Origin of the sequence: Oribacterium sp. C9 (assembly GCF_002007235.1) — a bacterium.
Taxonomy (GTDB): Bacteria; Bacillota; Clostridia; order Lachnospirales; family Lachnospiraceae; genus Oribacterium.
Window position 1 is genome coordinate 55,258 of record NZ_MUHW01000003.1, and the last position, 26,258, is coordinate 81,515.

Annotated in this window: 17 protein-coding genes, 5 tRNA genes and 1 riboswitch; of the genes, 4 read left to right on the forward strand and 18 right to left on the reverse strand. The window is 44.4% G+C overall.

Annotation, left to right across the window (positions count from 1 at the left end):
* Positions 1 to 64: 64 nt before the first annotated feature.
* The 10 genes from BXO88_RS03005 to uxuA all read right to left on the reverse strand — a co-directional run bounded on the left by BXO88_RS03005 (position 65) and on the right by uxuA (position 7,841).
* A tRNA-Leu gene (locus BXO88_RS03005) sits at positions 65 to 145 on the reverse strand.
* A 168-nt stretch (positions 146 to 313) separates the two neighbouring features.
* The gene (locus BXO88_RS03010) at positions 314 to 2,026 is read right to left on the reverse strand and encodes a GGDEF domain-containing protein (RefSeq protein ID WP_078036295.1); all 1,713 of its coding nucleotides are present in this window, start codon (positions 2,024 to 2,026) and stop codon (positions 314 to 316) included.
* Between the two features lie 298 nt (positions 2,027 to 2,324).
* A tRNA-Lys gene (locus tag BXO88_RS03015) sits at positions 2,325 to 2,397 on the reverse strand.
* A 5-nt stretch (positions 2,398 to 2,402) separates the two neighbouring features.
* Positions 2,403 to 2,474, reverse strand: a tRNA-Gln gene (locus tag BXO88_RS03020).
* A 20-nt stretch (positions 2,475 to 2,494) separates the two neighbouring features.
* A tRNA-His gene (locus BXO88_RS03025) sits at positions 2,495 to 2,568 on the reverse strand.
* Positions 2,569 to 2,626: 58 nt separating this feature from the next.
* Positions 2,627 to 2,700: transfer RNA gene (locus tag BXO88_RS03030), tRNA-Arg, on the reverse strand.
* 189 nt (positions 2,701 to 2,889) lie between these two features.
* A complete protein-coding gene (locus BXO88_RS03035; RefSeq protein ID WP_078036296.1) occupies positions 2,890 to 3,522 on the reverse strand; it encodes a bifunctional 4-hydroxy-2-oxoglutarate aldolase/2-dehydro-3-deoxy-phosphogluconate aldolase in 633 nt (210 codons plus the stop codon).
* A 237-nt stretch (positions 3,523 to 3,759) separates the two neighbouring features.
* Positions 3,760 to 4,944: an RdgB/HAM1 family non-canonical purine NTP pyrophosphatase gene (gene rdgB, locus BXO88_RS03040; protein ID WP_078036297.1), complete on the reverse strand. Its 1,185-nt coding sequence runs from the start codon at positions 4,942 to 4,944 to the stop codon at positions 3,760 to 3,762.
* A 178-nt stretch (positions 4,945 to 5,122) separates the two neighbouring features.
* Complete coding sequence (locus BXO88_RS03045) at positions 5,123 to 6,733, reverse strand: mannitol dehydrogenase family protein (protein WP_078036298.1); 1,611 nt, start codon at positions 6,731 to 6,733, stop codon at positions 5,123 to 5,125.
* 1 nt (position 6,734) lies between these two features.
* Positions 6,735 to 7,841, reverse strand: coding sequence for a mannonate dehydratase (gene uxuA / locus BXO88_RS03050; protein ID WP_078036299.1), 1,107 nt, complete (start codon positions 7,839 to 7,841; stop codon positions 6,735 to 6,737).
* Positions 7,842 to 8,193: 352 nt separating this feature from the next.
* On the opposite strand from uxuA, the gene BXO88_RS03055 reads away from it, so the two are divergent.
* Positions 8,194 to 8,922: a GntR family transcriptional regulator gene (locus BXO88_RS03055; RefSeq protein ID WP_078036300.1), complete on the forward strand. Its 729-nt coding sequence runs from the start codon at positions 8,194 to 8,196 to the stop codon at positions 8,920 to 8,922.
* 226 nt (positions 8,923 to 9,148) lie between these two features.
* Entirely contained in the window at positions 9,149 to 9,922 is a 774-nt protein-coding gene (locus tag BXO88_RS03060; RefSeq protein WP_078036301.1) for an SDR family NAD(P)-dependent oxidoreductase, read from the forward strand.
* Between the two features lie 156 nt (positions 9,923 to 10,078).
* On the opposite strand, the gene BXO88_RS03065 is transcribed toward BXO88_RS03060, so the two are convergent.
* Positions 10,079 to 11,095, reverse strand: coding sequence for an SPFH domain-containing protein (locus BXO88_RS03065; protein ID WP_078036302.1), 1,017 nt, complete (start codon positions 11,093 to 11,095; stop codon positions 10,079 to 10,081).
* Positions 11,096 to 11,473: 378 nt separating this feature from the next.
* Here BXO88_RS03065 and BXO88_RS03070 point away from each other — a divergent pair, with 378 nt between their 5' ends.
* Together BXO88_RS03070 and BXO88_RS03075 are read left to right on the forward strand one after the other, a co-directional pair.
* Positions 11,474 to 13,159, forward strand: a complete 1,686-nt coding sequence (locus tag BXO88_RS03070; RefSeq protein ID WP_078036303.1) for a sensor domain-containing diguanylate cyclase — start codon at positions 11,474 to 11,476, stop codon at positions 13,157 to 13,159.
* A gap of 345 nt (positions 13,160 to 13,504) precedes the next feature.
* Positions 13,505 to 13,604: riboswitch (glycine riboswitch) on the forward strand.
* A 350-nt stretch (positions 13,605 to 13,954) separates the two neighbouring features.
* On the forward strand, positions 13,955 to 15,334 hold the full coding sequence (locus BXO88_RS03075) for an alanine/glycine:cation symporter family protein (RefSeq protein WP_078036304.1): 1,380 nt from the start codon (positions 13,955 to 13,957) through the stop codon (positions 15,332 to 15,334).
* A 49-nt stretch (positions 15,335 to 15,383) separates the two neighbouring features.
* Here BXO88_RS03075 and carB read toward each other — a convergent pair whose 3' ends face one another.
* The 7 genes from carB to BXO88_RS03110 all read right to left on the reverse strand — a co-directional run bounded on the left by carB (position 15,384) and on the right by BXO88_RS03110 (position 26,203).
* The gene (gene carB / locus BXO88_RS03080) at positions 15,384 to 18,701 is read right to left on the reverse strand and encodes a carbamoyl-phosphate synthase large subunit (RefSeq protein ID WP_078036305.1); all 3,318 of its coding nucleotides are present in this window, start codon (positions 18,699 to 18,701) and stop codon (positions 15,384 to 15,386) included.
* 139 nt (positions 18,702 to 18,840) lie between these two features.
* Positions 18,841 to 19,854, reverse strand: a complete 1,014-nt coding sequence (locus BXO88_RS03085) for a TRAP transporter substrate-binding protein (RefSeq protein ID WP_078036306.1) — start codon at positions 19,852 to 19,854, stop codon at positions 18,841 to 18,843.
* A gap of 63 nt (positions 19,855 to 19,917) precedes the next feature.
* Complete coding sequence (locus BXO88_RS03090; RefSeq protein WP_078036307.1) at positions 19,918 to 21,204, reverse strand: TRAP transporter large permease; 1,287 nt, start codon at positions 21,202 to 21,204, stop codon at positions 19,918 to 19,920.
* Positions 21,201 to 21,938, reverse strand: a complete 738-nt coding sequence (locus BXO88_RS03095) for a TRAP transporter small permease (protein ID WP_078036308.1) — start codon at positions 21,936 to 21,938, stop codon at positions 21,201 to 21,203. The genes BXO88_RS03090 and BXO88_RS03095 overlap by 4 nt, the downstream gene beginning before the upstream one ends.
* A 38-nt stretch (positions 21,939 to 21,976) precedes the next feature.
* Complete coding sequence (locus tag BXO88_RS03100; protein ID WP_078036309.1) at positions 21,977 to 22,837, reverse strand: shikimate dehydrogenase family protein; 861 nt, start codon at positions 22,835 to 22,837, stop codon at positions 21,977 to 21,979.
* 188 nt (positions 22,838 to 23,025) lie between these two features.
* On the reverse strand, positions 23,026 to 24,201 hold the full coding sequence (locus BXO88_RS03105) for an iron-containing alcohol dehydrogenase (RefSeq protein WP_078036310.1): 1,176 nt from the start codon (positions 24,199 to 24,201) through the stop codon (positions 23,026 to 23,028).
* A gap of 400 nt (positions 24,202 to 24,601) precedes the next feature.
* Positions 24,602 to 26,203 (reverse strand): xylulokinase, encoded by a 1,602-nt coding sequence (locus tag BXO88_RS03110; RefSeq protein ID WP_078036311.1) that lies wholly within the window; start codon positions 26,201 to 26,203, stop codon positions 24,602 to 24,604.
* Between the last annotated feature and the right edge of the window lie 55 nt (positions 26,204 to 26,258).

Here is a 26,258-nt window from a genome sequence, read left to right on the forward strand (position 1 = left end):
ACAAAACGGCTAAATACCTAGTATTTTCTAAGGAAATAAGGTATTTAGCCGTTCTTTTGAATTATGGGGTCGAAGGGACTTGAACCCTCACGTCATGGACACAGGAACCTAAATCCTGCGCGTCTGCCAATTCCGCCACAACCCCTTATAAAAAGATGAATCATCTTATTGTCAGCCTCTATATAATAGCAAATGACAATAAGATAATCCACCATTAATTGATATATGATGATGCCTTCAAAGATAGATACCTGAGCATTCAGGTTTTATTTCGCTCTATTTGAGAGCCTTTTGCGTGTTTTCCTCCGTTCAGTCATATGATGCTTTCCGACTTGTATATACGGCTGTACTTTGTCTCGAAATCCATGACGGAAACCGGCTTTGAATAAAGGTATCCCTGATAGATATCGCAGCCCATGGAGCTGAGTTCCTCATACTGCTGAGGAGTTTCTATGCCCTCTGTAACTGTGCTCATACCGAGCCGCTTAGCCATATATATAACTGAATCAATAATTATCCTGCTACGGTCTTCGTTATCAGACTTGCTGAGGAAGCCCATATCCAGCTTTACAATATCAGCCCTTATATCCTTAAGCATATTAAGTGATGAATAGCCGCTTCCGAAATCATCGATTCCGATTATAAATCCATCTTCCTTAAGCCGGAGTATCATCTCGCTCACACCGCTCGGGTTACGCATCAGGGCGGTTTCTGTGATTTCAAGATGAAGCTTTTCCGGATCGATGCCATATTTCCTCACAAGACCGGTTATGACTTCGTATACATCCATGAATTCCATGTCTCTGGGAGAAACATTGATCGATATGTACAGGTCTCTGAATTCAGTATGCTTCCACTCCCTTAGTTTAAGGGCAGCCATCTCCCATACATATGCATCCAGATGACTTATGAGGTTTGATTTCTCAAGCACCGGTATGAAAGCATTGGGAGGAATAACTGTATTGTCATCTCTCTTCCATCTTACCAATGCTTCGCATCCTATAAGTTCCTCATTCTGATTTACCTGAGGCTGCAGGTAGATTCTGAATTCCCCGCCTTTGAGAGCTGATTCAAAGTGTGTTACTACTATCTTTTCGGTGATAGCCTGTTTCATCATCTCCGGATCATAAAATGCAAATGTTACCGGATCTTCCGAGTTGATGGAATTAAGTGCCATCATGGCTCTGTCACACATGGCGCTTACATCGTCCGTCATGGTATCCATCTTGTACACTCCGGCCTGTATTCTCAGTGTCTGCTTCTCGGAAGCTATCTGACTGCGGATGAGATTTATCATGCTGTGATACATGGCTTTGTCATAGTTCTTCTCAGGTACAAGAATCGCGAATTTGTCTGCATAAAGGCGTCCGTAGATATCATCTGCATACATAAGTGATTTAATGATTCTTCCTGTAGTCTTTAGTATGGAATCGCCGAATTTATCTCCATGGATCTGGTTAATGAGTTTAAAATCCCTGATGTTAGTTATTATGAGATAATGTGCACCGCTGTCGGATCGGTGGAAGCTGCGGTATTTTTCCACAACATGACAGAACCCCTCACGATTTAAAAGACCTGTTAAAGGGTCGTGCATCTGTCTGTATCTGACACCGGCTTTTCCGGTGGAACCCGGAATGCACTCGTCTATAATGTATATGGTGCTTCGAAGCTTTCCTTCGGAACTGTTCATATGATGGCAAATGATATCGAATACCTTCTCTCCTTCGTAGGATTCAAATATCTGGCACCAGTTTGAATACTCGATCTGTTTCGACGGAGTCTGAATCCATTCGAAAAAGGTCTTCTCCAAACTTTCGCTGCTGGTTACATTAAACATCTCAAATGCCTTTGAATTGGCATATGTCAGTCTGTTTTTATCGTCAAAACATATTAGAGTCAGATTACTGGACTTGATTGCCTGCTGCAATATACCAACAAGCTTATCGTTGGTTAATGTAGTGTCCGAAAATGAATCTCTGTAGCCTATCAGATTCCCAAAGCGAAAGTAAGCATCGTCGTTAAACATATAAGTCTTCCTGATTTCTGTAATAATACAAGTCTTTAAAATATATCATACGCAACTGTATCTATAAATAGAAATGCTGCTGAATGATTAAAAACATGGATATTTTTTAGTATCATGTCTTAGAAAATAATATACTACAATTTTCCTGCAAATTAAATCTACGAAAAAACTTAAAAAAATTAATTTTTTGGCATGATTGCCATAACTATGGCTGAAATGGTTTATATAACATAATTCTTAATATAACAAAAAAACGATGTAACAAACGTTACACCGGAACAATCATTATATAAAAAGATGAGGCTGACGGGATTCGAACTCGCGACAACTTGATTAAAAGTCAAGTGCTCTACCGACTGAGCTACAGCCTCATAAACAGGGCCAGTTGGATTCGAACCAACGAATGCAGGCGTCAAAGGCCTGTGCCTTACCGCTTGGCGATAGCCCCACTTTAGCCTGCTGGCTAAGGGTGGGTACCGGAACTCGAATCCGGGATCTCCAGAACCACAATCTGGCGCGATAACCAACTACGCTATACCCACCATATTACGGCCGCATTTGCGAACCTTTGTTGTCATCCTCTTTCTCTCGAAAGAGAAATGAGCCAGAAGGGATTCGAACCCCCGACCCACGGCTTAGAAGGCCGTTGCTCTATCCAGCTGAGCTACTGACTCATTCGTTTTTTGTGTCGCTCGCTTCAAGCGACTCAGTTATATTAGCGAATACCTGCTCTAATGTCAACAACAAATTTAAACTTTTTTCAAATATTTTTTTGAGCCGGCTTTTCGCCTTGATTTTATCTATGGAAAATATAGTAAAAAAGCCGTCCTGCACCTCTTCCTGGTACAGGACAGCGATATATATCAGTGTGTGAGATCGTAAGCTTCCTGACAGAGCTTTGTGATACCTGCCCAGTCCTTTGCTGCAACAAGGTCCTTCTTGCATACCCATGTTCCGCCTACACTGATGATCTTGTCGAAACCGAGGTACTCGTTGACATTATCAACGTTGACTCCGCCTGTTGGCATAAACTTGATCTGAGGGAATACGCTTGCAAGGGACTTGATGGTCTTGAGTCCACCGTAGTTGCCTGCAGGGAAGAACTTAACCATAGGAAGATTGTATCTGAGAGCGTTTGTTATATCAGTAGGAGTACATGTGCCCGGGCAATATGCTACTCCGTGTCCGATAGCACACTGAGCAACTTCATCAGAGAATGATGGAGCCACGATGAACTGAGCACCGGCCTTGATGGCACGTGTGCACTGTTCACGATCAATAACCGTTCCTGCACCAACCACTACATTAGGGCACTCCTTAGCTATACGTGCGATAGCATCTGCAGCTGCAGGTGTTCTGAATGTAACTTCAGCCATAGGAAGCTTTCCTGCCTCAAGAGCCTTTGCAAGAGGAACGGCATCCTCTACATCGTCGATAACAACTACAGGACAAACCTTAAGTTCAGCAAGTCTTGCCATAAAATCATTCTGTGTCATAACATATCTCCTTTATATAACAATTAAATACCGGATTTTTTGAATGTAAGCGGATTTGTAACCGCTTACACCACCCTATTATATATTAAATCATTTTCTCTTACAAGTAAAAATACGTCCGATTTTTAAAGAACCAAACCGGTTTACAGAATCACATAGCAATTACATCAGAACAGCAGAGACTGATTTTACAAGACGCAATATATCAAGCCTTATTACCGGCACAATATCTTCTGTTCAATTCCTGTCGAGGTACACCTGATGATACTTGAAATCACCCTCTTCGCTTATATCTATCACCATATAGGAAGGGCGACGGTCCATCTGTCTCGGGAAGCTGATCGAGCCCGGATTTATACAGGTCACTCCGTTTACCACCTTTAAAAAAGGCTTATGGGTATGTCCGAACATGGCTATATCACATCCGCGGATCTTTGCCTCTTCAGCTAGCTGAGTGAGATCAAAGTTCACTCCGTAATAATGACCGTGGGTCATGAAACACTTGTGCTTTCCGAATTCTGCAACTATATCTCTCGGAAGATCATTGAAGAAATCATTGTTTCCCTTTACGAAGTAGCACTTTACACCGTCTCCGGCATACTGCTGTATCATACCTTCGGTTCCCTCTGCATCGCCGAGATGAACCAGGAAATCTATCATCCCGAGACGGCTCAGAACATCCCTTAGATTATCGTCCCTATGATGAGAATCACTGACAACTAGGATCGACTGAAAGGGGCGGACAAGTCCGCTGTCCTCCTCATTCTCGGGGAATGCTGCCTGATTGATTCCCTTTTTTTTATCCTCATCAAAAACCTTTTTGAGAAGATCTCTCATGGCTCGGAGAGCTTTTCCTCTGTGGGAAATGCTGTTCTTTTCCTCAGCTGTGAGCTCTGCCGAAGTCTTTCCGTATTCCGGAAGATAAAGTATTGGATCGTAGCCGAAACCGTTTTTGCCTTTAGGTTCTTCGGAAATGAGACCCTCAAACAGCCCTTCAGTATGGAATACTCTTCCATCGGCGAAAACGGCACATATATTGCAGGTGAAGTGGGCGGCACGCTCCGTTCCCTTTGCGAATCTCAGCTCGTGTATGATACGGGCATTCTTCTCTTCGTAGGAGGTTTCCTCCCCCAGATATCTCGCACTGTAGATTCCGGGAAGTCCGAACATGTAATTTACACAGAGACCCGAGTCGTCTGACATTATGATGTCATCGTCCTTCAGCATACCGTGAGCCAGCATGTAGCTTCTGATGCCTGCTGCCTTCAGCTCGGCATTGTCTGCAAATGTTTTTCCCGTTTCAACAGGTTCAAAATCGATACCGAGTTCGCTTTTTGCGACTATGTCGCTTGCCACTTCTCCGAGTATCTGTCTTACCTCGATAATTTTGTTTTTGTTATGTGTAGCAAAAATAATACGCATATCCTGTCTCTTTTCTTAGAGTGATTTGCAGGAGCCTTTTATATGTAAAGCCATCCTGAAAATAGGACTATGCTTTCTGCTTATAAGGCTATACCTACAGTATTTAATAATACCGTAAGTATAGCCCTTCATAAAAGTCAAAAATGATAATTACTAATTTTTAAGTCTATTTGTAATTTTAACCGAGATACTTCACAAGTGTAGCCCTTACTGCACCCTTGCCGGCTATCTCTTCCTTGAAAAGTTCCTCTATTCTCTCACCGAGTCCTACAGCGTAGAGATCTGAGCCAAAGATGTTGGCATTGGAAAGGACAGGCTTTAATTTGTTGCCTACAGTCTCAGGCTTGCCGAGCTCGATGCCCTTTACAGCCTCTGTAAGAGACTCGAGCATAGGATCTGATGAGCGTTCAAATGCTTCGCCCTGATCATCTACCCCGAGAAGATATCTGAGCCAGCCTGCGATAGCAAGTGGAATAGCCTCGAGCTTCTTTGCATCGCCGTATTTAGCAACATAGCTCTTGATGGTCTCACCGTAACGGATGCCTACCTTCTGAGAGGTATCTGTCGCGATACGCTGAGGTGTGTCAGGCATGAACGGATTTGGTATTCTTTCGTTGATTACTTCATTAACAAAGCTCTCAGGTGAAAGGATTCCCGGATCTGTAACTACAGGCATGCCTTCAACAGGGCCGATACGGTGAACAAGCTCCTTGAGCTCCTTGTCCTTCATCTCATCCGCAATGAGGTCATAGCCGAGAACACAGCCGTAAACAGCAAGTGCTGTATGAAGAGGATTGAGACAGGTCGTAACCTTCATACGCTCAACCTTATTTACTGTGTCACGGTCTGTCATGTAAACACCGGCCTTCTCAAGTGCAGGACGTCCGTTAGGGAACTTATCCTCGATAACGAGATACTGAGGTCCCTCTGCGTTGACGAAAGGAGCGATGAATGTACGCTTCGATGTAACTACAGGAGCCATGTCCTCGATTCCGAGCTTTTCAAGCTCAGCTTCAACTGACTCTGCAGGTCTCGGTGTGATCTTGTCGATCATGGACCATGGGAATGCAACCTTTGACTCATCCTTTAAGTAATCGATGAAATCTGCAGGTACAAAGCCCTTCTTTGCCCACTCTTCCGCCATGGTAACGATTGAAGACATAAGCTTCTCGCCGTTGTGTGAGCAGTTGTCACAGCTTACTATAGCTACAGGATATTTTCCTGCCTTGAAACGCTCAAACAGAAGTGCTGTAACGATAGCCATGGCTGCGCCCGGCTTCTCAGGACCATTGTCGATATCTGCCTGTACGAACGGGAAATATTCGCCGGAAGCATTCTTAAGAGCGTAGCCCTTTTCTGTGATGGTGAAGCTTGCCATCTGGAACTCGGGGTTTGTGAAGATCTCCTTTAAACGGTTCCAGTCGGCAGAAACCTGTGACTGAGCCTTTATGGCTTCTGTAAGAGAACCGATGACTCTCTTCTCTGTTGAACCGTCAGCCTTGAGTGTTACGCCAAGTACCAGGTTATCGTATGGAGTATAGATCTTATCTACTACATCGAAGTCGAAGGTCTCTACGCAGGTGATTCCCTTCTGAAGTTCACCCTTCTCGATGAGGGTGTCGGCGATTCCTCCGAGGAAGATACGGAAAATGTTTCCGATTCCGAAGTGCACCCATACAGGTGACTTCTTTGTATTTTCAGCGACAGCTTCTATGTCATATGCTGGAAGCTGAACACCGGCCTGCTTCCATGCTTCCTTATCCTTTAATCCTTCAAGTGTTAAACGCATTTTAGTTTCCTCCCAGTCTCTTCTCGCTCTTCTCGATGGCTTCCCAAAGTCCCTGAATATATGTTGCGCCAAGGGCTCTGTCGTAAAGTCCGTATCCCGGCATTACACCCGGCTTGCCGACTTCATCCCAGATGTTACGTCCGTGGTCAGGTCTGATAGGTCCGTCGAAGCCTGTCTCATAAAGAGCGCGAACGATCTCGTACATATCGAAGTTTCCGTCACTTGAAATGTGGCATGCCTCCTGGAAATCGTAGTTTTCACGTGATGTATCGTTGAATCTAAGGTTACGAACATGAGCGAAGTGTATACGTCCCTTGAGTACACGGATCATATGTGGAAGGTCGTTCTCGAGATTTGTGCCGTATGAACCTGAACAGAAGGTCACGCCGTTGTGAACATCATCAACTGCCTTCATAAGGCGAAGGATATTCTCCTCGGAATTGATGATTCTGGTTAGTCCGAATACTGACCATGCAGGATCATCCGGGTGAATAGCCATCTTGATGTCATACTTGTTACATACAGGCATGATTGCCTTAAGGAAATATACGAGATTCTCGAAAAGTTTCTCGCCGTCTACATCCTTGTACATTGCGAAGAGATCATTGAGCTTCGCCATACGCTCAGGCTCCCATCCAGGAAGAACTGTTCCCTGAGACATCTTCTCCATAGAAGCTGCAAGATCATCAGGATTGATGGCATCGATAGCCTTCTGGTTATATGCAAGACCTGTTGAACCGTCTGCATTCTTACGCGCAAGCTCAGTTCTTGTCCAGTCAAATACAGGCATGAAGTTATAGCATACAAGGTGAATGTCTTCTTTACCGAGGTTCTCAAGAGTCTGTATGTAATTCTCGATGTACATGTCACGATCCTTGTCACCTACCTTTATGGAATCGCAGACATTAACAGATTCGATACCGCTGATATGAAGTCCTGCAGCCTCGACCTCTTCCTTTAATGCGTGAATTCTCTCCTGTGACCATACCTCACCGGGTGTTGTGTCATAAAGAGTTGTGATAACTCCTGTTACGCCCGGAATCTGGCGGATCTGCTGTAAGGTTACAGAATCAAACTTTGATCCATACCAACGAAATGTCATTTCCATAATGTATTCTCCTTTATATTACGCCTAAAAGTGTATACCAGTTTTTACGAAGCTAATGTTAAATCCTATTTCCTGTGATGTCAATGCTGTTTTTTGACTTTTTTGCATTAATTTCGAGCGATAACGAACAGGATTTAGTTGAATTGGTACAATGTTTGCCGGTATATCCCTATGGGCATAAATAATATGGATCTTGAACCGGACAGATGATATACAGCAGTCATCTGTGATATGAACGTCCATATAGTGGCTTATATGTATACCACATGCTATGAATCAAGAGTTTACTTGATTTCTTTCAGATTTTATTTTATGTTTATTCTATATTTGTATACCAGATTAAGAGGTTGATATGGAAACATCCACTACTGAAAACAGAGATACTGCCATCGAGGCACCTAAGCTTCCGGATGAGATACATTATTTCCTGTGGAACAGGATCGCGACTCTGGAATTAAAGCCGGGAGTCAAGCTCAGTGAGCTTGGACTCGCCGAACAGTTCAATTGCAGCCGTATCCCTGTAAGGGAAGCCGTAAGAAGGCTCAATGTAGAAGGGGCTTTGGACTCCCAGCCCCAGAGAGGCAGCTTTGTAAGCCGCATAGATCTCAATGAAGTTAAACGTGTAAGGTATCTGCGTGAAGTCCTTGAAACCAGAATAGTCCTTGATGCATATGATGCAAATCTTTTGGGACCGCTGGTTCCTCTTCTTCGTGGTATGGTACGTGATCAGAAAAGCATGCTTTCCTTTAATGAGCTCGAGAAGCTTACAGATGCAGACACCCAGTTCCATGATTTTTTCTATCATTTGGAAAACAAGGAGTTTGTTCAGGCACATACAGGAAGATATGATATCCACTATATCAGGGCACGACGTCTGGCTCTCGGTATAGAGCGGAGTGATAAGCAGCGATACGATGACAGCTTAAATGTTGTTCTCCAGCATGACCGGATGATAGATGCCATAGAAAACGGGAATCGTTCTGCTCTTGAGGACGAGCTCATAAATCACTTCAGAAACATTAACCATACCCTTGAAGATATACTTCACAGGAACGAGTACTCAGATTATTTCCTTATATAGGGTTGGTTTTGATATCCGTTTTGATGAAGATCATGGCTGATATTTTGTTGAAAAATTCGTTTGTTGAGAAACTCTTTAACATGGCAGCGGATCAGCACAGTAAAATCACCCAAGTAATACCTTATAACCCTTTAAAAATTATTAAATTTGACCATTTTTTATCGAAAAGGTATAATCGGAACTAATGAAAATATATCGTCAGTTACTGACAGGAAAGAGGTTTAGAATGAAAGAGTATTTTGACTTAAAGGGTCAAGTTGCGATTGTTACCGGTTGCTCAACAGGTCTTGGAGTTCAGATGGCCAGGGCTTTGGCAAATCAGGGTGCAATTATCATTCCGGTTGCTCGTCGTCAGGAAAAGATCGAAGCCGTGGCTAAGGAACTTACTGAAGAGTTCGGTGTAGAGACATTACCTATCCGTTGCGATATTACAGATACAGAAGCAGTTGAATCATTGATCGATAAGGTTCTCGAGAAATTCGGAAGAATCGACATCGTTATCAACAACGCCGGTACAGGCGCTGTTGCTCCTGCAGAAGACATTACAGATGATCAGTTTGCTGACGAGATCAACATCGATCTTTTTGGTACCTTCAAGGTTGCACGTGCAGCTGCAAAGAAGGCTATGATCCCTGCAGGCTACGGACGTATCATCAACATCGCTTCCATGTATGGTCTCGTTGGCAACAAGATCGCTCCTGCAAGCCCATATCATGCCGCAAAGGGTGGTGTAGTCAACCTTACCAGAGCTCTTGCTGCTGAATGGGGCAAGCTCGGTATCACTGTCAACGCTATCTGCCCCGGATATTTCTGGACACCTCTTACCAAGGAAACTCTTGATTCCGAATGGTTCCAGGAGTATGCAAAGGCTTCTATTCCTATGGAGCGCTATGGTAGGGAAGGCGAACTTGATACAACAGCCCTTTTCCTGGCATCAAAGGCTTCAGGTTATGTAAACGGTGTTATGATCCCTGTTGACGGCGGATACACCTGTGTATGATGATCATCAGTACTGAACTTTCTTAATTTATATAGAAAAAATCCGGTAAGGCTATTCTGCTTTACCGGATTTTCTTTTGCTTATTTTTTAACGGAAGGACCTCTTCAGTAAGTTTCGTTACTGAAGAGGTCGAAATTCTTCATGATGCTGGAATCATCATTTTACCGGCCTCTCGAGGAAGTCAGGTTCCTTGTGAATATCGGAATTCTCTTCCTGTGCTTTGGTCTTCACTCCGGCCTTTTCCTTTGAAGTCTCAAATGTTTCTGCTGCAACAGAAGCAAGTGACGCTACCTTGGTAAGGTCAGACGGGATAAAGATCTTTGTGGAATTACCATCCGCCACCTTTTCAAGGGTCTCAAGACTCTTGAGCTTGATGACAGAATCGTCTGCTCCTGCCTCTCTGATCATACGGATACCGTCCGCAGTCGCCTGTTGGATCTGACGGATGGCCTCTGCTCTACCGGCTGCCTTATCTATGAGGGCCTGCTTCTCTGCCTCTGCTTCGAGGATTCTCTTCCTCTTGTCTGCTTCTGCATCGAGAATAAGAGCCTCTTTATGACCTTCGGCCTTCAGGATATCAGACTGCTTGTGACCCTCAGCCTCAAGGATCTCAGCTCTCTTGTTTCTCTCTGCAGTTACCTGCTTTTCCATAGCCTGACGTACATCGGCGTTAGGAGTAAGTGACTTGATCTCTACTCTTCTGACAAGTACGCCCCAGTCATCAGTAGCCTCATCGAGGACTGTTCTCATGGTTCCGTTGATTCTTTCTCTGGAAGTAAGAGCTTCATCGAGAGTCATCTCACCCACTACATTTCTAAGGGTGGTTGCCGCAAGAAGCTCGATAGCCTTCTCAGGATTTGTTACACCGTATGCATATTTTTTGGGATTGTCATCGTTCTCACGTACTTTATAGAAGACAACGCTGTCTACCTGCAGCATGACATTGTCCTTAGTGATAGCTTCGATGGCAGCAAAGTCACCTACCTGCTCCTTGACGTTTACACGTCTTGCAACTCTTTCAAAAAAAGGAATACGGAAATGCGGTCCTGCATACCATGTTGAATGATACTTACCCAGCACCTCAGTCACGTAAGCGAAGCCCTGCGGGACGATGACCAATGTTGATACCGCAGCGCCTATCAGGATGATAAAAAAGAATAAAACCAAAACCATATTACCCCTCCATCACAGCAAATGCTTTTTGATAATACTGAAAAATTATCCAGTGATTTTTCATATTATCTTCACTGTTTTTTTAAATTTCTTTATTTATTTTAGCTGTTTTTTCAGCAAAAGTCATAAGCATGGTGTAAAATTATAAAATAATTCATGGTTTGTAAATAATATTAAATATTTTATGTTTTGCAGTGCTTTTAATCATTGCCCGGATGTAAGCGGTGCCACTAAAGCATTGTTATTAAATTCACAAAGATAACTGATTATTTTAAATGTTGCTATATATTTTTTAAATAGTATAATAGAAACAGTGATTTGTTGTACTTGCAAAGATAAAAAATCAGTACTTTTTCACATTTTATTTCGGAGGGTCATATGAAGTATTTAAGCGAGCCCTATATTTCTATACAGACTAAGTTCGCCACTTTGATCCTCGCATGTATTTTCTTCACGATATTGGTCATTGGCGGTGTTGGTATAAGTACATCAGTTTATATACTTGATACCAATTCAACAAAGGTAATGAATGTCACCGCCCTTGATTCTGCAAGTAGTTTGAATAACAAGATGCAGAACATCATTCAGAATGCAGAAAAGAGCTCTTCCTACGCTCTTTCCAAGCTGAATGACTGGCGGGATCTAAAGGATCCCACGTTCAGACGTAGTTATATCAATGATATTGATGACGTATTTAACATCATCGCAAGCACTGAAGATATCATCTATTCCTATGGCATCCAGCTGAATCCTGAGATTTCATCCAGCGATTCCAATGTTTATTACTACAGACCGGCAGGCGGAGAAGGCTTCGTTCAGGCAGATAAACTTGATCTGACGAAGTATGATGAACAGGACAGTAAAGTCAGCTGGTACTATCAGGCAAAGGATGCGGGGACGGATATTTGGATAAAGCCACATTATGATGATGTATATAAGAGCTATGTCATTTCTTATGTGAAGCCTATATATAAGGACGAAGTATTTATCGGCGTTGTAGGCATGAACATAGACTTTTCATATATCACCGAGTATGTGGACAGCATCATGCCGTACGACGGAAGCATTGCCTTTCTGCTTGATACGAAGGGACATGTGGTATACCACAGATTTTACGATGCCGGTACGAATTTTGCGTCCCTGAGCCAGGACATAAGTAAAGTGACTCAGCGCATACGTACAGAAAACCACAACCAGGAGCTTGCCACACTGAACTGTCCGGATGGCGAAGAATGCTACAGGATCAGCTGGTACACCCTGAAAAACAAAATGAAGCTCGTGATCGCAGCTCCGTCTGAGTCCATAAATGCCGAGAGAATCATTCTCATGAAGCATATCGCCGCAGCTTCAGTTTTTATCACAGTGGTATTTTTCACTTTGACTATGGTCATGGTGCAGCATATCATACGTCCTATTCATAAGTTGCAGGAGTATGCTTCGGAGATAGCCGATGGAAAGCTCGATCTCATTCTGGAACCTGAGTCCAATGATGAGATTGGTGATCTGACTCTTAGCTTCACCAAAAACGCTCAGGCTTTGAAGGAATATGTTGAGCAGATAAAGGTGCTTGCTTACAAGGATGCTCTTACAGGCACCAAAAGCAAGGCTGCATATCAGGAGTACCTCTTAAATGCGGAACGTATCATGCAGGACAGGAGCAAGCCTTTCTCCATCGTGGTTTTTGATGTGAATAACCTGAAAAAGATAAATGACGCATACGGACACACTTACGGTGATAAGTACATCATCAACTGCTGTTACTGCTTCAGGAAGAATTTCATTCACAGCCCATTCTTCCGTATAGGCGGTGATGAGTTCGTTGTGTTCCTCTATGACAGCGAAGATTACGAAAAGCGCTACAGTATACTGAAGGTCATTGAGCGTGAGATGTCAGAACAGAATGTTCCGAATAATCCGATTGAAAGCCGTATTTCAGCGGCGTATGGAATAGCGGATTTCGATCCTGAAACTTCACCTGAACATATGCATTTTGCCCAGCTTTTTGATATTGCCGATGAGCGAATGTATCAAAAGAAAAAGGAAATGAAAGGGAGGGCCCTTTGAGTGATTCACTCGGGGCGCCACCCTTTTTTTGTATCGTAAGCTATATAATTGATTGTTTACAAACATATAACCTCGAGTTATTTGAACCCCACGCAATACACCAATAATATATCTCTTATTCATAGTATTAGCTTCTATATTGACGCATGGTTTTACCGATGTTACGATTAGCAAACATAATATATACGTAGAAGTTATTAGAAAAGTGGTTTGCGATATTTCTAAGTTATCGTTCCGATATAGGAGATATCCGGTATCCGTATGAAAGCTTTCTGCTTTTTATGAGTACCTGCCTGCCGAAGGAGTAAAACTCTCAGGAGTCTGTAACAGACGGAGACTAATAACGGAGTAAACTCTGGAGAAGCTCTATACAGAGTGCCGAAGGTGCAAAGGCTCAGGATTATTCCTGCCCCAATCTCTCAGGCAAAAGGACAGAGAAGATAAGAAAGTTTCGATTTGCGGATGTTCTCATATTTCATATCTATCATGTTATATGGTTTGCTGCAAAGCGGATCATACATAAAGTGCTTCACCGCATTTCATGTCACGGTACATTCCCCGTACCTCTCTGTACTATGTCGGTCTATGCTTCATAGGTACCGGCGTTATCTTCACTGAGTTTTCAGTTATTCTATATCTGATTTTTTCCGTTTAGTTTTTTCTTCGTTCACATTGATTGTGTCTGAACAGTTACATCTTGAGTTGAGGAAATTTACACATCTTTTTTGTACATCGTTTATTTCTTCTTATTTCTTTAACCTCCACGAGTAAATCTATCAAGAGGGAGTATGAGTTATGGACGCAATTAACAGTATGGTTTCACTTTTGGATGACAAAGTATGGTTTATCCTGCTTTTTCTCCTTGTAGGAAGCGGTGTATTTTTTTCTATCCGCACAGGTTTTGTGCAGGTCAGAAGATTTCCAAATGCATGGAAAAGAGTTTTTGGAAGCTTCTCTTTAAAGGGTGAGACTTCAGGGACCGACGGAATGAGCTCTTTTCAGGCACTTGCTACCGCCATCGCAGCACAGGTCGGAACAGGAAATATCGCAGGATGCGCTACCGCCCTTGTAGGCGGCGGACCGGGAGCCATCTTCTGGATGTGGATCGCAGCCTTCTTCGGCATGGCAACTATCTACGGTGAGGCTGTTCTTGCTCAGAAAACAAAGACAAAAGATGAGCACGGAGAAGTGATCGGAGGCCCTGTTTACTATATAACCAAAGCTTTTAAGGGACAGACAGGAAAGTTCCTTGCAGGATTCTTTGCTGTCATGATCATTCTTTCACTCGGAATCATGGGTAATATGGTTCAGTCCAATTCCATAAGTGATGCGTTCTATACAGCTTTTGGAACACCAAAGTGGCTTGTAGGTATCTTTGTGGCATTTATTTCCGCATTTATATTTGTCGGAGGTATCAGCCGAATAGCTTCTTTCACAGAAAAGGTTGTTCCATTTATGGCTGCGCTTTATATCGTAGCTTCCATCATTATCATATTTATCAATCATGCAAATATCATACCGGCGATAGTTTCTATCTTCACCGGGGCATTTACTCCGGAGGCTGTTGCAGGTGCCGGTGCAGGTATCACAGTTCGTCAGGCACTCCGTCTCGGTGTTGCACGCGGTCTCTTCTCCAATGAAGCAGGTATGGGTTCAACACCACATGCTCACGCTCTTGCGAAGGTAAAGAATCCTCAGGAGCAGGGTGAGTTCGCCATGATCGGTGTATTTATCGATACTTTTGTAGTACTTACACTGACAGCCCTCGTTATACTCTCTTCAGGAGTTTTGGGTTCAGATGTGCCATATGCAGGAAGCATCACAGGTACTCCTGTAGCTCAGCTTGCATTTTCAACAGGTTTCGGTAATTTCGGACCTATGTTCGTAGCCATCTGTCTCCTATTCTTCGCATTTTCAACAATCATCGGATGGTTCCTCTTTGCAAGACAGAATATCACCTATCTTTTCGGCAAGAAGGCAGTCATCCCTTTTGCACTTCTCGATGTAGTATTTATCTTTATAGGTTCACTCCTTAAGGTTGAGCTCGTCTGGAATCTTCAGGATCTCCTGAACGGTATCATGGTCATACCTAACCTTATCGCTCTTATAGCTCTTTCCGGAGTGATCTCAATTATGTCACGAGGAAAAGATGTAGAACTTGACGAAGCTGCATAAACTCATATTTAAAAAAAATTCCTGCATCAATCTGATGCAGGAATTTTTTTTAAACGATGGATGCATGCCACTCCTGAAGTGACATGATATGTGCATCACCATGTGCCTTCACATAGGATATGCCCTCTGCCGCTGCTTTTGCAGCCGCGATAGTAGTGATATAAGGGATCTTTCCCTTGATGGCCGCCTTTCTCAGATAGCTGTCATCATGAACGCTGTCCTTTCCTATAGGTGAATTGATGACGAGATCGATATTTCCGTTAGTCATCATGTCGAGGATATTCGGCCTTCCTTCATAAAGCTTCCTCACCTTCTCTGCAGGTATTCCGGCATCTGTGATAAGCTGATGTGTCATACCAGTGGCAAGTATTCTGAAACCGGCCTTATGGTAGAGCTCAGCCACTTCAGCGGCATACTTATGGTCTCTTGTGTTGAGAGATATAAGTACGGTGCCCTCTGTGGGAAGCTCGGATCTCGCGGCTTCCTGCGCCTTGAAGAAGGCCTCTCCTGTTGACTGTGAAAGCCCCAGAACCTCTCCTGTTGAACGCATCTCCGGTCCAAGGATCGGATCCACCTCAGGGAACATATTGAACGGGAATACGGCTTCCTTAACACCGTAGTAAGGTATGGCTTTTTCGGTTAGTGAAGGAACCGGTGAAGGTCTTCCCGTAAGCTCTCCTGTGATAATGTCTACCGCCAGAGGTACCATTCTGATTCCGCAGACCTTTGAAACCAGAGGTACTGTACGGGATGCCCTCGGGTTTGCCTCGATAACAAATACCTTTCCGTTCTCGATGGCGTACTGCATGTTCATAAGCCCTACAACATGCATCTCCTCAGCGATCTTTCTCGTATATTCCTTGATGGTGGCGAGATTCTCTTCCGATATGTGCTTTGACGGTATGATGCAGGCCGAATCACCTGAATGGATTCCGGCAAGTTCGATATGCTCCATAACAGCCGGAACATAAGCATTGGTACCGTCACTTATTGCATCTGCCTCACACTCCGTAGCTTCATTGAGGAAACGGTCGATAAGTATAGGTCTGTCAGGTGTGACGCCTATTGCGGCATTCATATAGTCCGTGAGACTTTCATCGTCATAGACTACCTCCATGCCGCGACCACCGAGAACGAAGGACGGGCGAACCATGACAGGGTAGCCGATTCTGTGAGCATTATCGAGAGCCTCTTCCACTGTTGTAGCCATGCCTGCCTCAGGCATAGGGATGCCCAGCTTGTCCATCATAGCTCTGAAGAGGTCTCTGTCCTCAGCGAGATCTATAACATGAGGAGTGGTTCCGAGTATCTTTACACCGTTCTTTTCCAGGCTGTCGGCAAGGTTGAGTGGTGTCTGTCCGCCGAATTGTGCGATAACTCCAACAGGCTTCTCCTGCTTGTAGATGCTGAGTACATCCTCAAGAGTCAGAGGCTCGAAGTACAGCTTGTCAGAGGTATCATAGTCAGTGGAAACAGTCTCAGGGTTACAGTTAACTATGATGGTTTCGAAACCAAGCTTCTTAAGGGACTGTGCTGCATGAACGCAGCAATAGTCAAACTCGATTCCCTGACCTATACGGTTTGGACCGCCACCAAGGATCATCACCTTCGGGCGGGATGAAGCTGTATCATCACCGGTACTGTTATCTGCCTTGCAACAGGAAGTTTTTTTATCACTGTCAGAGGATGCAGTTTTAGCTTCTTCTGAGCATGATGTGTCCTGAGAGACATTAAGCTCATTTAATGCATAAGTGCTGTAATAGTAGGAGCTGTCTTCTGTTCCGCTTACGTGTACACTGTCCCAGCTTTCGTTAATGCCAAGCTCCTCTCGTCTGTGGCGTACATCATCCTCTGAGATCTCCAGTATCTTTGCGAGATATTTGTCGGAGAAACCGTCCTTCTTAGCCTGTATCAATGCTTCATCGGAAGGTAGTGAGCCCCTGCTCTCGAGAAGCTTCTCCTCCTCATCAACAAGCTCCCTCATTTCTTCTATGAAATATCTCTTTACCTTTGTGATCTCAAAGATCTCATCCACAGTGGCACCCTTTCGAAGTGCTTCATACATTATGAAATGTCTCTCGCTTGAAGGTGTGATAAGTGCTTTAAGAAGCTCTTCTTTTGAGAGACTGTTGAAATTCTTTACATAGCCCAGACCGAAACGATCCTTTTCAAGGGAGCGAATTGCCTTCTGGAATGCCTCCTTATAGGTCTTTCCGATACTCATGACCTCACCTACGGCACGCATCTGGGTTCCCAGCTTGTCTTCCACACCCTTGAACTTTTCAAAAGCCCAACGGGCGAACTTTACTACAACATAATCTCCGTCCGGTACGTACTTATCGAGAGTTCCATACTTACCGCAGGGGAGCTCCTTTAGGGTAAGACCTGTTGCAAGTTTTGCCGAAACGAGCGCTATAGGGAAGCCTGTTGCCTTTGATGCAAGGGCTGAAGATCTGGATGTACGAGGGTTTATCTCGATTACAACTATACGGTCTGAAACCGGGTCATGGGCGAACTGAACATTGGTGCCGCCTATGACTCCGATATGCTCTACGATCTTGTAAGCCTGTCTCTGAAGCTCATCCTGAAGCTCCTTTGAGATGGTAAGGAAAGGTGCGGTACAGAAGGAATCGCCGGTATGAATGCCCACAGGATCCACATTCTCGATGAAGCAGATGGTGATCATGTTGTTATCCTTATCACGGACAACCTCAAGCTCCAGCTCCTCCCATCCGAGGATTGATTCCTCTACAAGTACCTGATGGATAAGACTTGCCTGGAGACCTCTTGCACAGACAGTTCTGAGCTCGTCCTTGTTATATACAAGTCCTCCGCCGGCACCGCCCATGGTATAGGCAGGACGAAGAACCACCGGATAACCGAGTTCATCAGCTATTTTCAGGGCTTCATCGACACTGTAGGCAACCTCACTTCTCGCCATCTGGACGCCAAGACTGTTCATGGTCTCCTTGAACTCAATACGGTCCTCACCGCGCTCGATGGCATCCACCTGAACTCCGATTACCTTAACCCCGTATTTGTCCAGCACGCCTTCCTTATAAAGCTCTGAACAGAGATTAAGTCCTGACTGTCCTCCGAGATTCGGCAAAAGAGCATCAGGTCGCTCCTTCGCGATGATCTCCTCTACACGTCTTACGTTAAGCGGTTCAATGTATGTGATATCCGCCATTTCAGGATCCGTCATGATGGTGGCAGGATTGGAATTTACCAGAACGATCTCGTAGCCAAGGCTTCTCAGAGCCTTGCAGGCCTGAGTACCCGAGTAGTCGAACTCGCAAGCCTGACCTATTACTATAGGTCCCGAGCCGATAATAAGTATTTTATGAATATCTGTGCGTTGTGACATACATAGCCTCCCTATGAATTTTTAAAAAATGACCACACCAAATTTCATTATAAACGGTTTAGCTTGAAAATGTGATATAACGGTTGATTATGGGTGAAATAAAAAAAGAAGGGGCGGTTCACTGGGAACCGTCCCTTAATTAATTTCCTGTGTAGGCACTGAACAGCTCATCATCGTCGACCACAGTCCGTATATGCTCATATACATCCTTTGATGCATCCTTCATGGCGCTGTACATTTCCTCTGACAGTGGAACGATCTCCGCTCCTCCCGCAATGATCTCTTCTATACGTGAATCGGCTCTTGCAACAGCCTGCTCTCTTGCACACTGCTTTGCGATCTCAGCCGCCTCATCCACGATCCTGCGGTCCTCTTCCGGAAGATCATTATAGAACCTGTTGTTCGTTACAAGTGCCAGAAGATGCGGCAGGTGATTCGTCTCCACCACGTAATCCTGAACCTCATAGAACTTGTTCGAGCAGATCACCTCGTAGGGATTCTCCTGAGCATCCACAGTGTGCTGCTCAAGTCCTACATAGAGTTCTGCAAATGCCATAGGCGTAGGATTTGAACCAAGGGCCGACCAGAAAGCCATATGGTTTGAGTTTTCCATGGTCCTTATCTTTATCCCCGAAAAGTCCTCCATGGTCTTGATGTTTCTGTCAGAGGTCATGACTCTGAAGTTCTGATCCGCCATGGCAAGAAGATGGAAGTCTCCGTCTTCATATATATCGTTTATCCTGTTCATGAATTTTTCATCATCGAGTACCCTGTGGAGGTCATCAAGATTCGAAAAAACACAAGGAAGATCAAAAAGTGCCAGCTTAGGCATGTAACTTACTTCCGGTGCAGTATTCTGAACTACAAAAGGAATGTCTCCGCATTGTACCGATTCTATAAGTTCCGTATCTCCTCCCAGAGTGGAGCTGTGATATACCTGAACCTTCAGTCTACCGCCGGAAAGTCTTTGAACCTCTTCGGCGAATTTGTTTGCAAAGATTCCTGTTACGGTATCCTCAGGGCTCGCAGTAGCCACTACCCATGCATAGGTCTGACGTCCTCTTTCTTCCACACAGCCCACGAGTGCCATGACAAAAGCTATGACAAACACAGCTATGAGTGCCGGAAACATTAACCTGTTTTTACTCTTCATTTTCTATCCTTTCATCAACATCAGCTTTAGAAATCATTCCGCCTGCAAAACCGATTACTTATTTCATATCAGGCAAAGGCTAAGTGTTGGAATATATGTCAGCATTATAAGTACTACAAAGAATAGAAGTATCATTGGCACCGCTTTTCTCGCTATATGCATGACCGGAATCTCACTGAGGGATGATGCAACAAAAAGGTTCACACCTATTGGCGGGGTAACGAAACCTATGGCGAGATTCACTACCATGATGATCCCGAAATGAACCGGATCCACGTCAAAGACCTGTGCCGCAGGAAGAAGGATCGGAGTCATTATCATGATGGCAGGTGTGGTATCCATGATCATACCTACGAGAAGCATGATCATGTTCATGGCAACCAGGATGGTTATCCTGTTAGAGAAGTCTCTGGTTATCCAGTCTGATACAGCCTGTGACACCTGCATAAGTGTGAGTATACGGCTGAAGGCAACGGAGGCAGCCATGATGAAAAGTATGGGACCGTAGGTCTTTACGGATTCTGTAATGATCTTTGGAAGATCCTTCGGTCTGAGAGTCCTGTATACAAAGATTGAAATGATAAGTGCATAGAACACGGCAATGGCCGCGGCTTCTGTAGGGGATGTGATACCTGAGTAGATACATCCCAGTATGATGACAGGTGTGAGAAGAGCCCAAATGGAATCAAGAAATACCTTCATGAAGGACTGTTCTCTGAGCTTACCTACTACTCTGTCTATGGATTCTTTGTCCTCCCCATGACGTTTACAGTAGAACACCGAATATCCCATGAGTACGAAGGCAATGATGAATCCCGGAATGATTCCGGCCTTAAAAAGATCTGAAACCGAAACTCCCGCAGCCTGTGCATAAAGAATAAAAGGGATCGATGGTGGAATGATAACACCGAGACCTCCTGCAACCGCCACAAGAGCAACGGAGAACTTTTTGTCATAGCCCATTTCCAGCATGACAGGTATGGTCATGGAACCCACAGCCGCAACCGTCGCCGGGGCAGAGCCTGAGATGGCTCCGAAAAAGAGACAGGTAATGACTACAGCGCAGGGTATACCTGCAGTCCTGTCTCCAATAAAATAGGCAAATACATCAAAGAGGCGCTTGGATACTCCGCCTTTCGCCATGATTATTCCCGACATCACGAAAAGAGGGATGGCGAGAAGTGTTGTCTGATTCACTCCTCCTATCATGGAACGGAGGATGAAAACACCGGAAACCGTGAAGGAGTCGGTCAGCAGTGATGGAAGCATGGATGTCATGGACACTGCTATACCGAGAGGAACAGCCAGACAAAGAAGTGCCGCGAATATTACAAAGATGAATAGAGTCATTTGCTGTCCTTCCTTTCTGCAGAATTTTCATAATTTGATTCAGATTCGTATCCTTCAAAAGAACCTTTAGATTCATCAGAGGATGTCATGTCAGGCTTATTGCTCTCTATGGTGAATCTTGCGTTCAATGCTGTATCACTTTCACCGCCAAGCTCCTTTTCGGCCAGCTGTTTCCACTCTGCCTTCTCCTTCTCCTCTTCCGCCTTCAGCTCTGCCAGTGTCTTCGGCTTCATGCCATCGAAGACGGACTTAAGCATTGACATACTGCTCTTTTTGAATTCCTTTATCCATGCCTCAAGAGTCCTTAGCGCAAGAAGTGAAAAGCATACCAGCGGTGCTGACTGTATATAATACATGGGTATACGAAGCGCTGCGCTTGTGGCATGGCTGCTTACGGACTGTCTTAACAGTGTCAATGTATAGGGAATCATGATCAGCGAAAAAATGAAGACCAGTGTATGGCGTAGCATCTTTATCCATGGAATGATGTCTTCAGGCAGCATGTTCTGAAACTGATCGATCTTTATGGAGATATGATTTTTGATGCAGAAGCTCACTGAAAGAAATGTGGACCACACAAGAAGATATCTCGCAAGCTCGTCCGACCATGACAACGAATAGTTAAATCCGTATCTGCATATGACCTGCAGTATCATAACAACCGCAATTCCTGATAGAAGAACCGAAAGGATCAGTTCCTCCAGATGTTTATCCATCCACTTGATAATCCTCATTTCATCGCCCCTTTCTTTTTTACACAAAATCTGCTGTTCTATCTGTTTTCGCCTAGTATCTCCAGAAGCTCCTTCCTCATGGCCTCTACCGGCGCCTTCTTTCCCGTCCAGAGCTCCACCTGTGCGACTCCCTGATAGAGTGACATCTGAAGACCATTGATGACCCTGCATCCTTTTTCGTGAGCATTGAGCAGGAACTGAGTGCGGTCCGGATTGTAGCATGCATCAAAGTAGAACTGCTCTTTCCTGATATGCTTTGGAGGCAGGGGGGTCTCACCAATAGTCTTTCCCATGCCTATACCGCTTGCGTTCATAACGACGGTACATTCAGGAAGTACATCATAGCTTCCGTAAGGAACAGCTTCCGCTACTTCTGCAAAATTTGTATTTATATCATTTACCAGACTCTTTGTACTTTCTTCAAAAATATCCGTAATATATATCTTCCCGGCTCCTGAGTATGCAAGTATACTTGAGATCGCTCTGCCGGCTCCACCTGCACCGAAGCAGAAAAAGGTATTATCCTTTACCTTTATTCCATGTTCCTGTATGGACCTGAGAAAGCCAACTCCGTCTGTATTGTATCCTGTAAGCATTCCGTCCTTGTCTCTAACGACTGTGTTGCAGGCACCCATCTTCTCGCAGAAGGGATCAAGCCTGTCAAGATACTTTACAACCTCAACCTTGTTGGGCTTTGTAACAGCAAAACCTGCAAAGGATGGCATGTACTTTATGCCTTTCACTATTTCCTCGAGATGTTCACTTCCTGTTTCAGTATAGAAGTATCTAAGGTTCATTCCCGCAGCATCATAACCTGCATTCTGCATCCTTGCAGCAAAAGACTGTGCCAGAGGATCTCCTATCAGAGTGATGAATTTTGTGTTGTAATCTATGTTCATAAATGCTTATTTCTTTCCTGACTTATTAAATATTCAAGTTATTATAACCGAAGTGTTCTATGAATAGAAGTAATACGCTATATCGGTTGATTATGTGTTTCATTACATACAAAAAGTCCGTCGAAACCGACGGACTGATTATATTCAGAAACCATGTGACGTTTGAAGAAACTCTCGAATATCACTTATTAACACATATCTTCGTAAATATTTTTTACATCTCTCTCATCCAAACGCACAAAGCCTTCGATGTATCCTGGTCTGCCGTCGCCAAAAACGCAACGTCTGGCCATCTCCGGGATGTCCTTTGCATTGGCACCAAGCTCCTCTAAATTCTTAGGCATTCCTATAGAGCACAGGAAGTTCTGGAGGCATTGGATACCTTCAAGAGCTGTTTTTTCAGGATGATCGAGATCCATGGAGCATCCCCAGACTCTTACTGCAACCTGAGCAAATCGATTTACATCCTTGTCCATTACATAACGAAAAACAGCAGGCATGGTCACTGCAAGTCCCGCACCATGGGCACAGTCATACTGTGCCGAAAGCTCATGTTCTATATTGTGGCTGTTCCAGTCCTGAGCACGTCCTACGCCACAGCAGTTATTGTGAGCCATGGTGCCTGCCCACATGATATTGGCTCTTGCATCATAGTTATGAGGATCTTCAATAACTCTTGGTCCTTCATGGATCATGGTGAGAAGAAGCCCCTCTATCATTCGGTCTGTCACCTCCACTTCAGTGGTGGTGGTAAGATAACGCTCATACAGATGCGCTATGATATCGGTTATTCCCGCCGCAGTCTGATATGGAGAAAGACTTTCCGTAAGCTGAGGATTCAGTATGGAAAAGCGAGGTCTGAATGCTTCTCCGCTGGCACCTCTTTTGAACTTGCCATCCTCTTTAGTTATTACAGAATCAGGAGAACCCTCACTTCCTGCAGCTGCTATGGTGAGAACTGTTCCTATCGGAAGCGCCTCGGTCACAGGCTTTCCCTCATAGAAATCCCAGAAATCTCCATCATACAATGTTCCAGCAGCTATGGCCTTGGCAGAATCTATGACACTTCCGCCACCTACAGCGAGAATAAAGTCTATATTCTCTTTTTTGCAAAGTTCGATACCTTCATAAACAAGTCCGCTTCTGGGATTCGGTTTTACTCCGCCAAGCTTCACATATGGTATTCCGTCACGTGCCAGAGCGCCTTCAACTCTTCCGAGAAGTCCTGATTTCACACAGGAACCACCACCATAGTGGATCAGTACCTTGCTGCCACCGAATCGACGTACATAATCGCTTACTTCATCCTCTTTTTCTCTTCCGAAAACAAAACAGGTAGGTGCATAAAAAGTAAAATTCTCCATAAATCCTCCTGAAAATGATATCCTGGACACTCTACACAGGCAGTCTTAATGAATTTCATAAACTGCCATATATAGGATACTTAAGAAAAAACAATACAATTAAATTGTATCATATCTAAAGATCCCACGGGTGATTTTGTGGATAAAAAAAAGACACGACATCTGTCGCGTCACAATAAGTCCCTATTGAAGCATTGTACGGTTCATAAGACTGTATATTATTTTTCTATTGCAAGGCTTGGGAGTTGAAAGAACAGACTGCGAAGCTCTGTACGTATCCGGGTGCACGTAGTGCAAACGGGACGAACAGAGCAAGCAGGATGTACTTTCAATCGAGTGGGCCGGTGTCATTCCACTGCATTTTCGTATTATTATATATCGTATTTCTTTATTATGAGTATCACCACTTCATCGCTTCAACAGCAGATCTTTCCACAGCTATACCTTCTTTGTAATGCTTTGTAAAAGTCTCAAATCCTTCTACATCCTGAGGGTCAGGCTCAACAGTAGTACCTGACTGATCTGCGAAGATCTCCTTGGCGAGGAAATCTCCCAGAGTTCCCGCATCCTTACCGCGAAGCATATACAGTGCAAGCAGGGCTTCTCCCCATGGACCGCCTTCACTTGCAGTATCCATAACCGTAACAGGAGCATTGACTGCAGCTGCAAGATAATTCTGTGCAACTCCCTTGGTCTTAAATAGACCTCCATGACCGGTAATGCTCTTTACAGGCACCTTCTCATCCTTTAAAAGGATATCGAGTCCAAGCTTTACAGCACCGAGGGAAGTATAAAGATGTGCCCTCATGAAGTTCGCCAGTGTGAACTTACTGTTCGGAGTACGTGCAAAAAGCGGACGCCCCTCATTTAAATGAGTGATGCCTTCTCCCGAAAAATAACCATATGGAAGAAGTCCTCCACAATCCTTATCACCCTTTAGAGAGTTGGTATAAAGCTTTCCGTAAAGCTCACCCATGTCAACGCTGTATCCCATAAGCTCTGAAAACTCTTTGAAGAGATTTACCCACGCATTGAGATCGGAGGTTCCGTTATTTGCATGGGACATGGCAACAGGATAACCATCCGGTGTAGTCACCATATCTATCTCTCTGTAAAGCTTTGAAAGCTTCTTGTCCTGCTGAAGAACCAGCATAGCGAATGTACTGGTTCCGGCAGATATATTTCCGGTTCCCGGAGCTACCGAATTTGTAGCAACCATTCCGGTTCCCGCATCACCCTCAGGAGGACACATCGGCACGCCGGCCTTTAATGTACCTGTCTCATCAAGAAGCTTTGCTCCTGCCTCTGTAAGTTTACCTGCCTCCTGTCCTGCAAGAAGAACCTTTGGCAGTATGTCACGAAGAGTCCATGGATAGCCTTTGCCCTTTATGAGAGCATCGAACTTACCAACCATTTCCTCATCATAATCAAGCTTCTCTGAATCAATAGGGAAGATTCCTGCAGCATCTCCTATACCGGTGACCTTACATCCTGTCAGCTCCCAGTGAATGAAGGAGTCCAGTGTTGTAACAAAAGAGAAATCCTTCACAAAGCTCCTGTCCTCCAGAACCATCTGATAAATGTGCGCGATGGTCCAGCGGAGAGGAATATTGAACTGGAAATCTTTTGTCAGGGCATCCGCTGCCTGCTCGGTATTACTGTTTCTCCATGTCTCAAACGGACTGAGAAGTCTGCCGTCCTTATCAAAAGCGAGGATACCATGCATCATGGCACTGATTCCGAGAGCCCCGTAGGTCTCCGGTATGATATCATACTGCTCCTTTATATTCTTTACTAATGAGCTGTAGCAACTGCGAAGCCCTCCATGGATATCCTCCATGGTATAGGTCCATATATCATCGATCAAACGGTTCTCCCAATCATGAAATCCGGTTGCAAGAACATGACCCTTTTCATCTGTAAGGACTGCTTTTATTCTGGTAGAACCAAACTCGATACCAAGAGCGGTCTTACCTTCCTGAATGATTTCTTTCGCTCCCATAATTCTGCCTTTCTCTTAATCAAATAAATACTAACATGAGTCACCCACGAGCCGA

Coding starts and splice junctions, on each gene's coding strand:
- BXO88_RS03010 (WP_078036295.1), bottom strand. CDS start 2,026: ATGTTTAACGACGATGCTTACTTTCGCTTTGGGAATCTGATAGGCTAC.
- BXO88_RS03035 (WP_078036296.1), bottom strand. CDS start 3,522: ATGACACAGAATGATTTTATGGCAAGACTTGCTGAACTTAAGGTTTGT.
- rdgB (WP_078036297.1), bottom strand. CDS start 4,944: ATGCGTATTATTTTTGCTACACATAACAAAAACAAAATTATCGAGGTA.
- BXO88_RS03045 (WP_078036298.1), bottom strand. CDS start 6,733: ATGCGTTTAACACTTGAAGGATTAAAGGATAAGGAAGCATGGAAGCAG.
- uxuA (WP_078036299.1), bottom strand. CDS start 7,841: ATGGAAATGACATTTCGTTGGTATGGATCAAAGTTTGATTCTGTAACC.
- BXO88_RS03055 (WP_078036300.1), top strand. CDS start 8,194: ATGGAAACATCCACTACTGAAAACAGAGATACTGCCATCGAGGCACCT.
- BXO88_RS03060 (WP_078036301.1), top strand. CDS start 9,149: ATGAAAGAGTATTTTGACTTAAAGGGTCAAGTTGCGATTGTTACCGGT.
- BXO88_RS03065 (WP_078036302.1), bottom strand. CDS start 11,095: ATGGTTTTGGTTTTATTCTTTTTTATCATCCTGATAGGCGCTGCGGTA.
- BXO88_RS03070 (WP_078036303.1), top strand. CDS start 11,474: ATGAAGTATTTAAGCGAGCCCTATATTTCTATACAGACTAAGTTCGCC.
- BXO88_RS03075 (WP_078036304.1), top strand. CDS start 13,955: ATGGACGCAATTAACAGTATGGTTTCACTTTTGGATGACAAAGTATGG.
- carB (WP_078036305.1), bottom strand. CDS start 18,701: ATGTCACAACGCACAGATATTCATAAAATACTTATTATCGGCTCGGGA.
- BXO88_RS03085 (WP_078036306.1), bottom strand. CDS start 19,854: ATGAAGAGTAAAAACAGGTTAATGTTTCCGGCACTCATAGCTGTGTTT.
- BXO88_RS03090 (WP_078036307.1), bottom strand. CDS start 21,204: ATGACTCTATTCATCTTTGTAATATTCGCGGCACTTCTTTGTCTGGCT.
- BXO88_RS03095 (WP_078036308.1), bottom strand. CDS start 21,938: ATGAGGATTATCAAGTGGATGGATAAACATCTGGAGGAACTGATCCTT.
- BXO88_RS03100 (WP_078036309.1), bottom strand. CDS start 22,837: ATGAACATAGATTACAACACAAAATTCATCACTCTGATAGGAGATCCT.
- BXO88_RS03105 (WP_078036310.1), bottom strand. CDS start 24,201: ATGGAGAATTTTACTTTTTATGCACCTACCTGTTTTGTTTTCGGAAGA.
- BXO88_RS03110 (WP_078036311.1), bottom strand. CDS start 26,203: ATGGGAGCGAAAGAAATCATTCAGGAAGGTAAGACCGCTCTTGGTATC.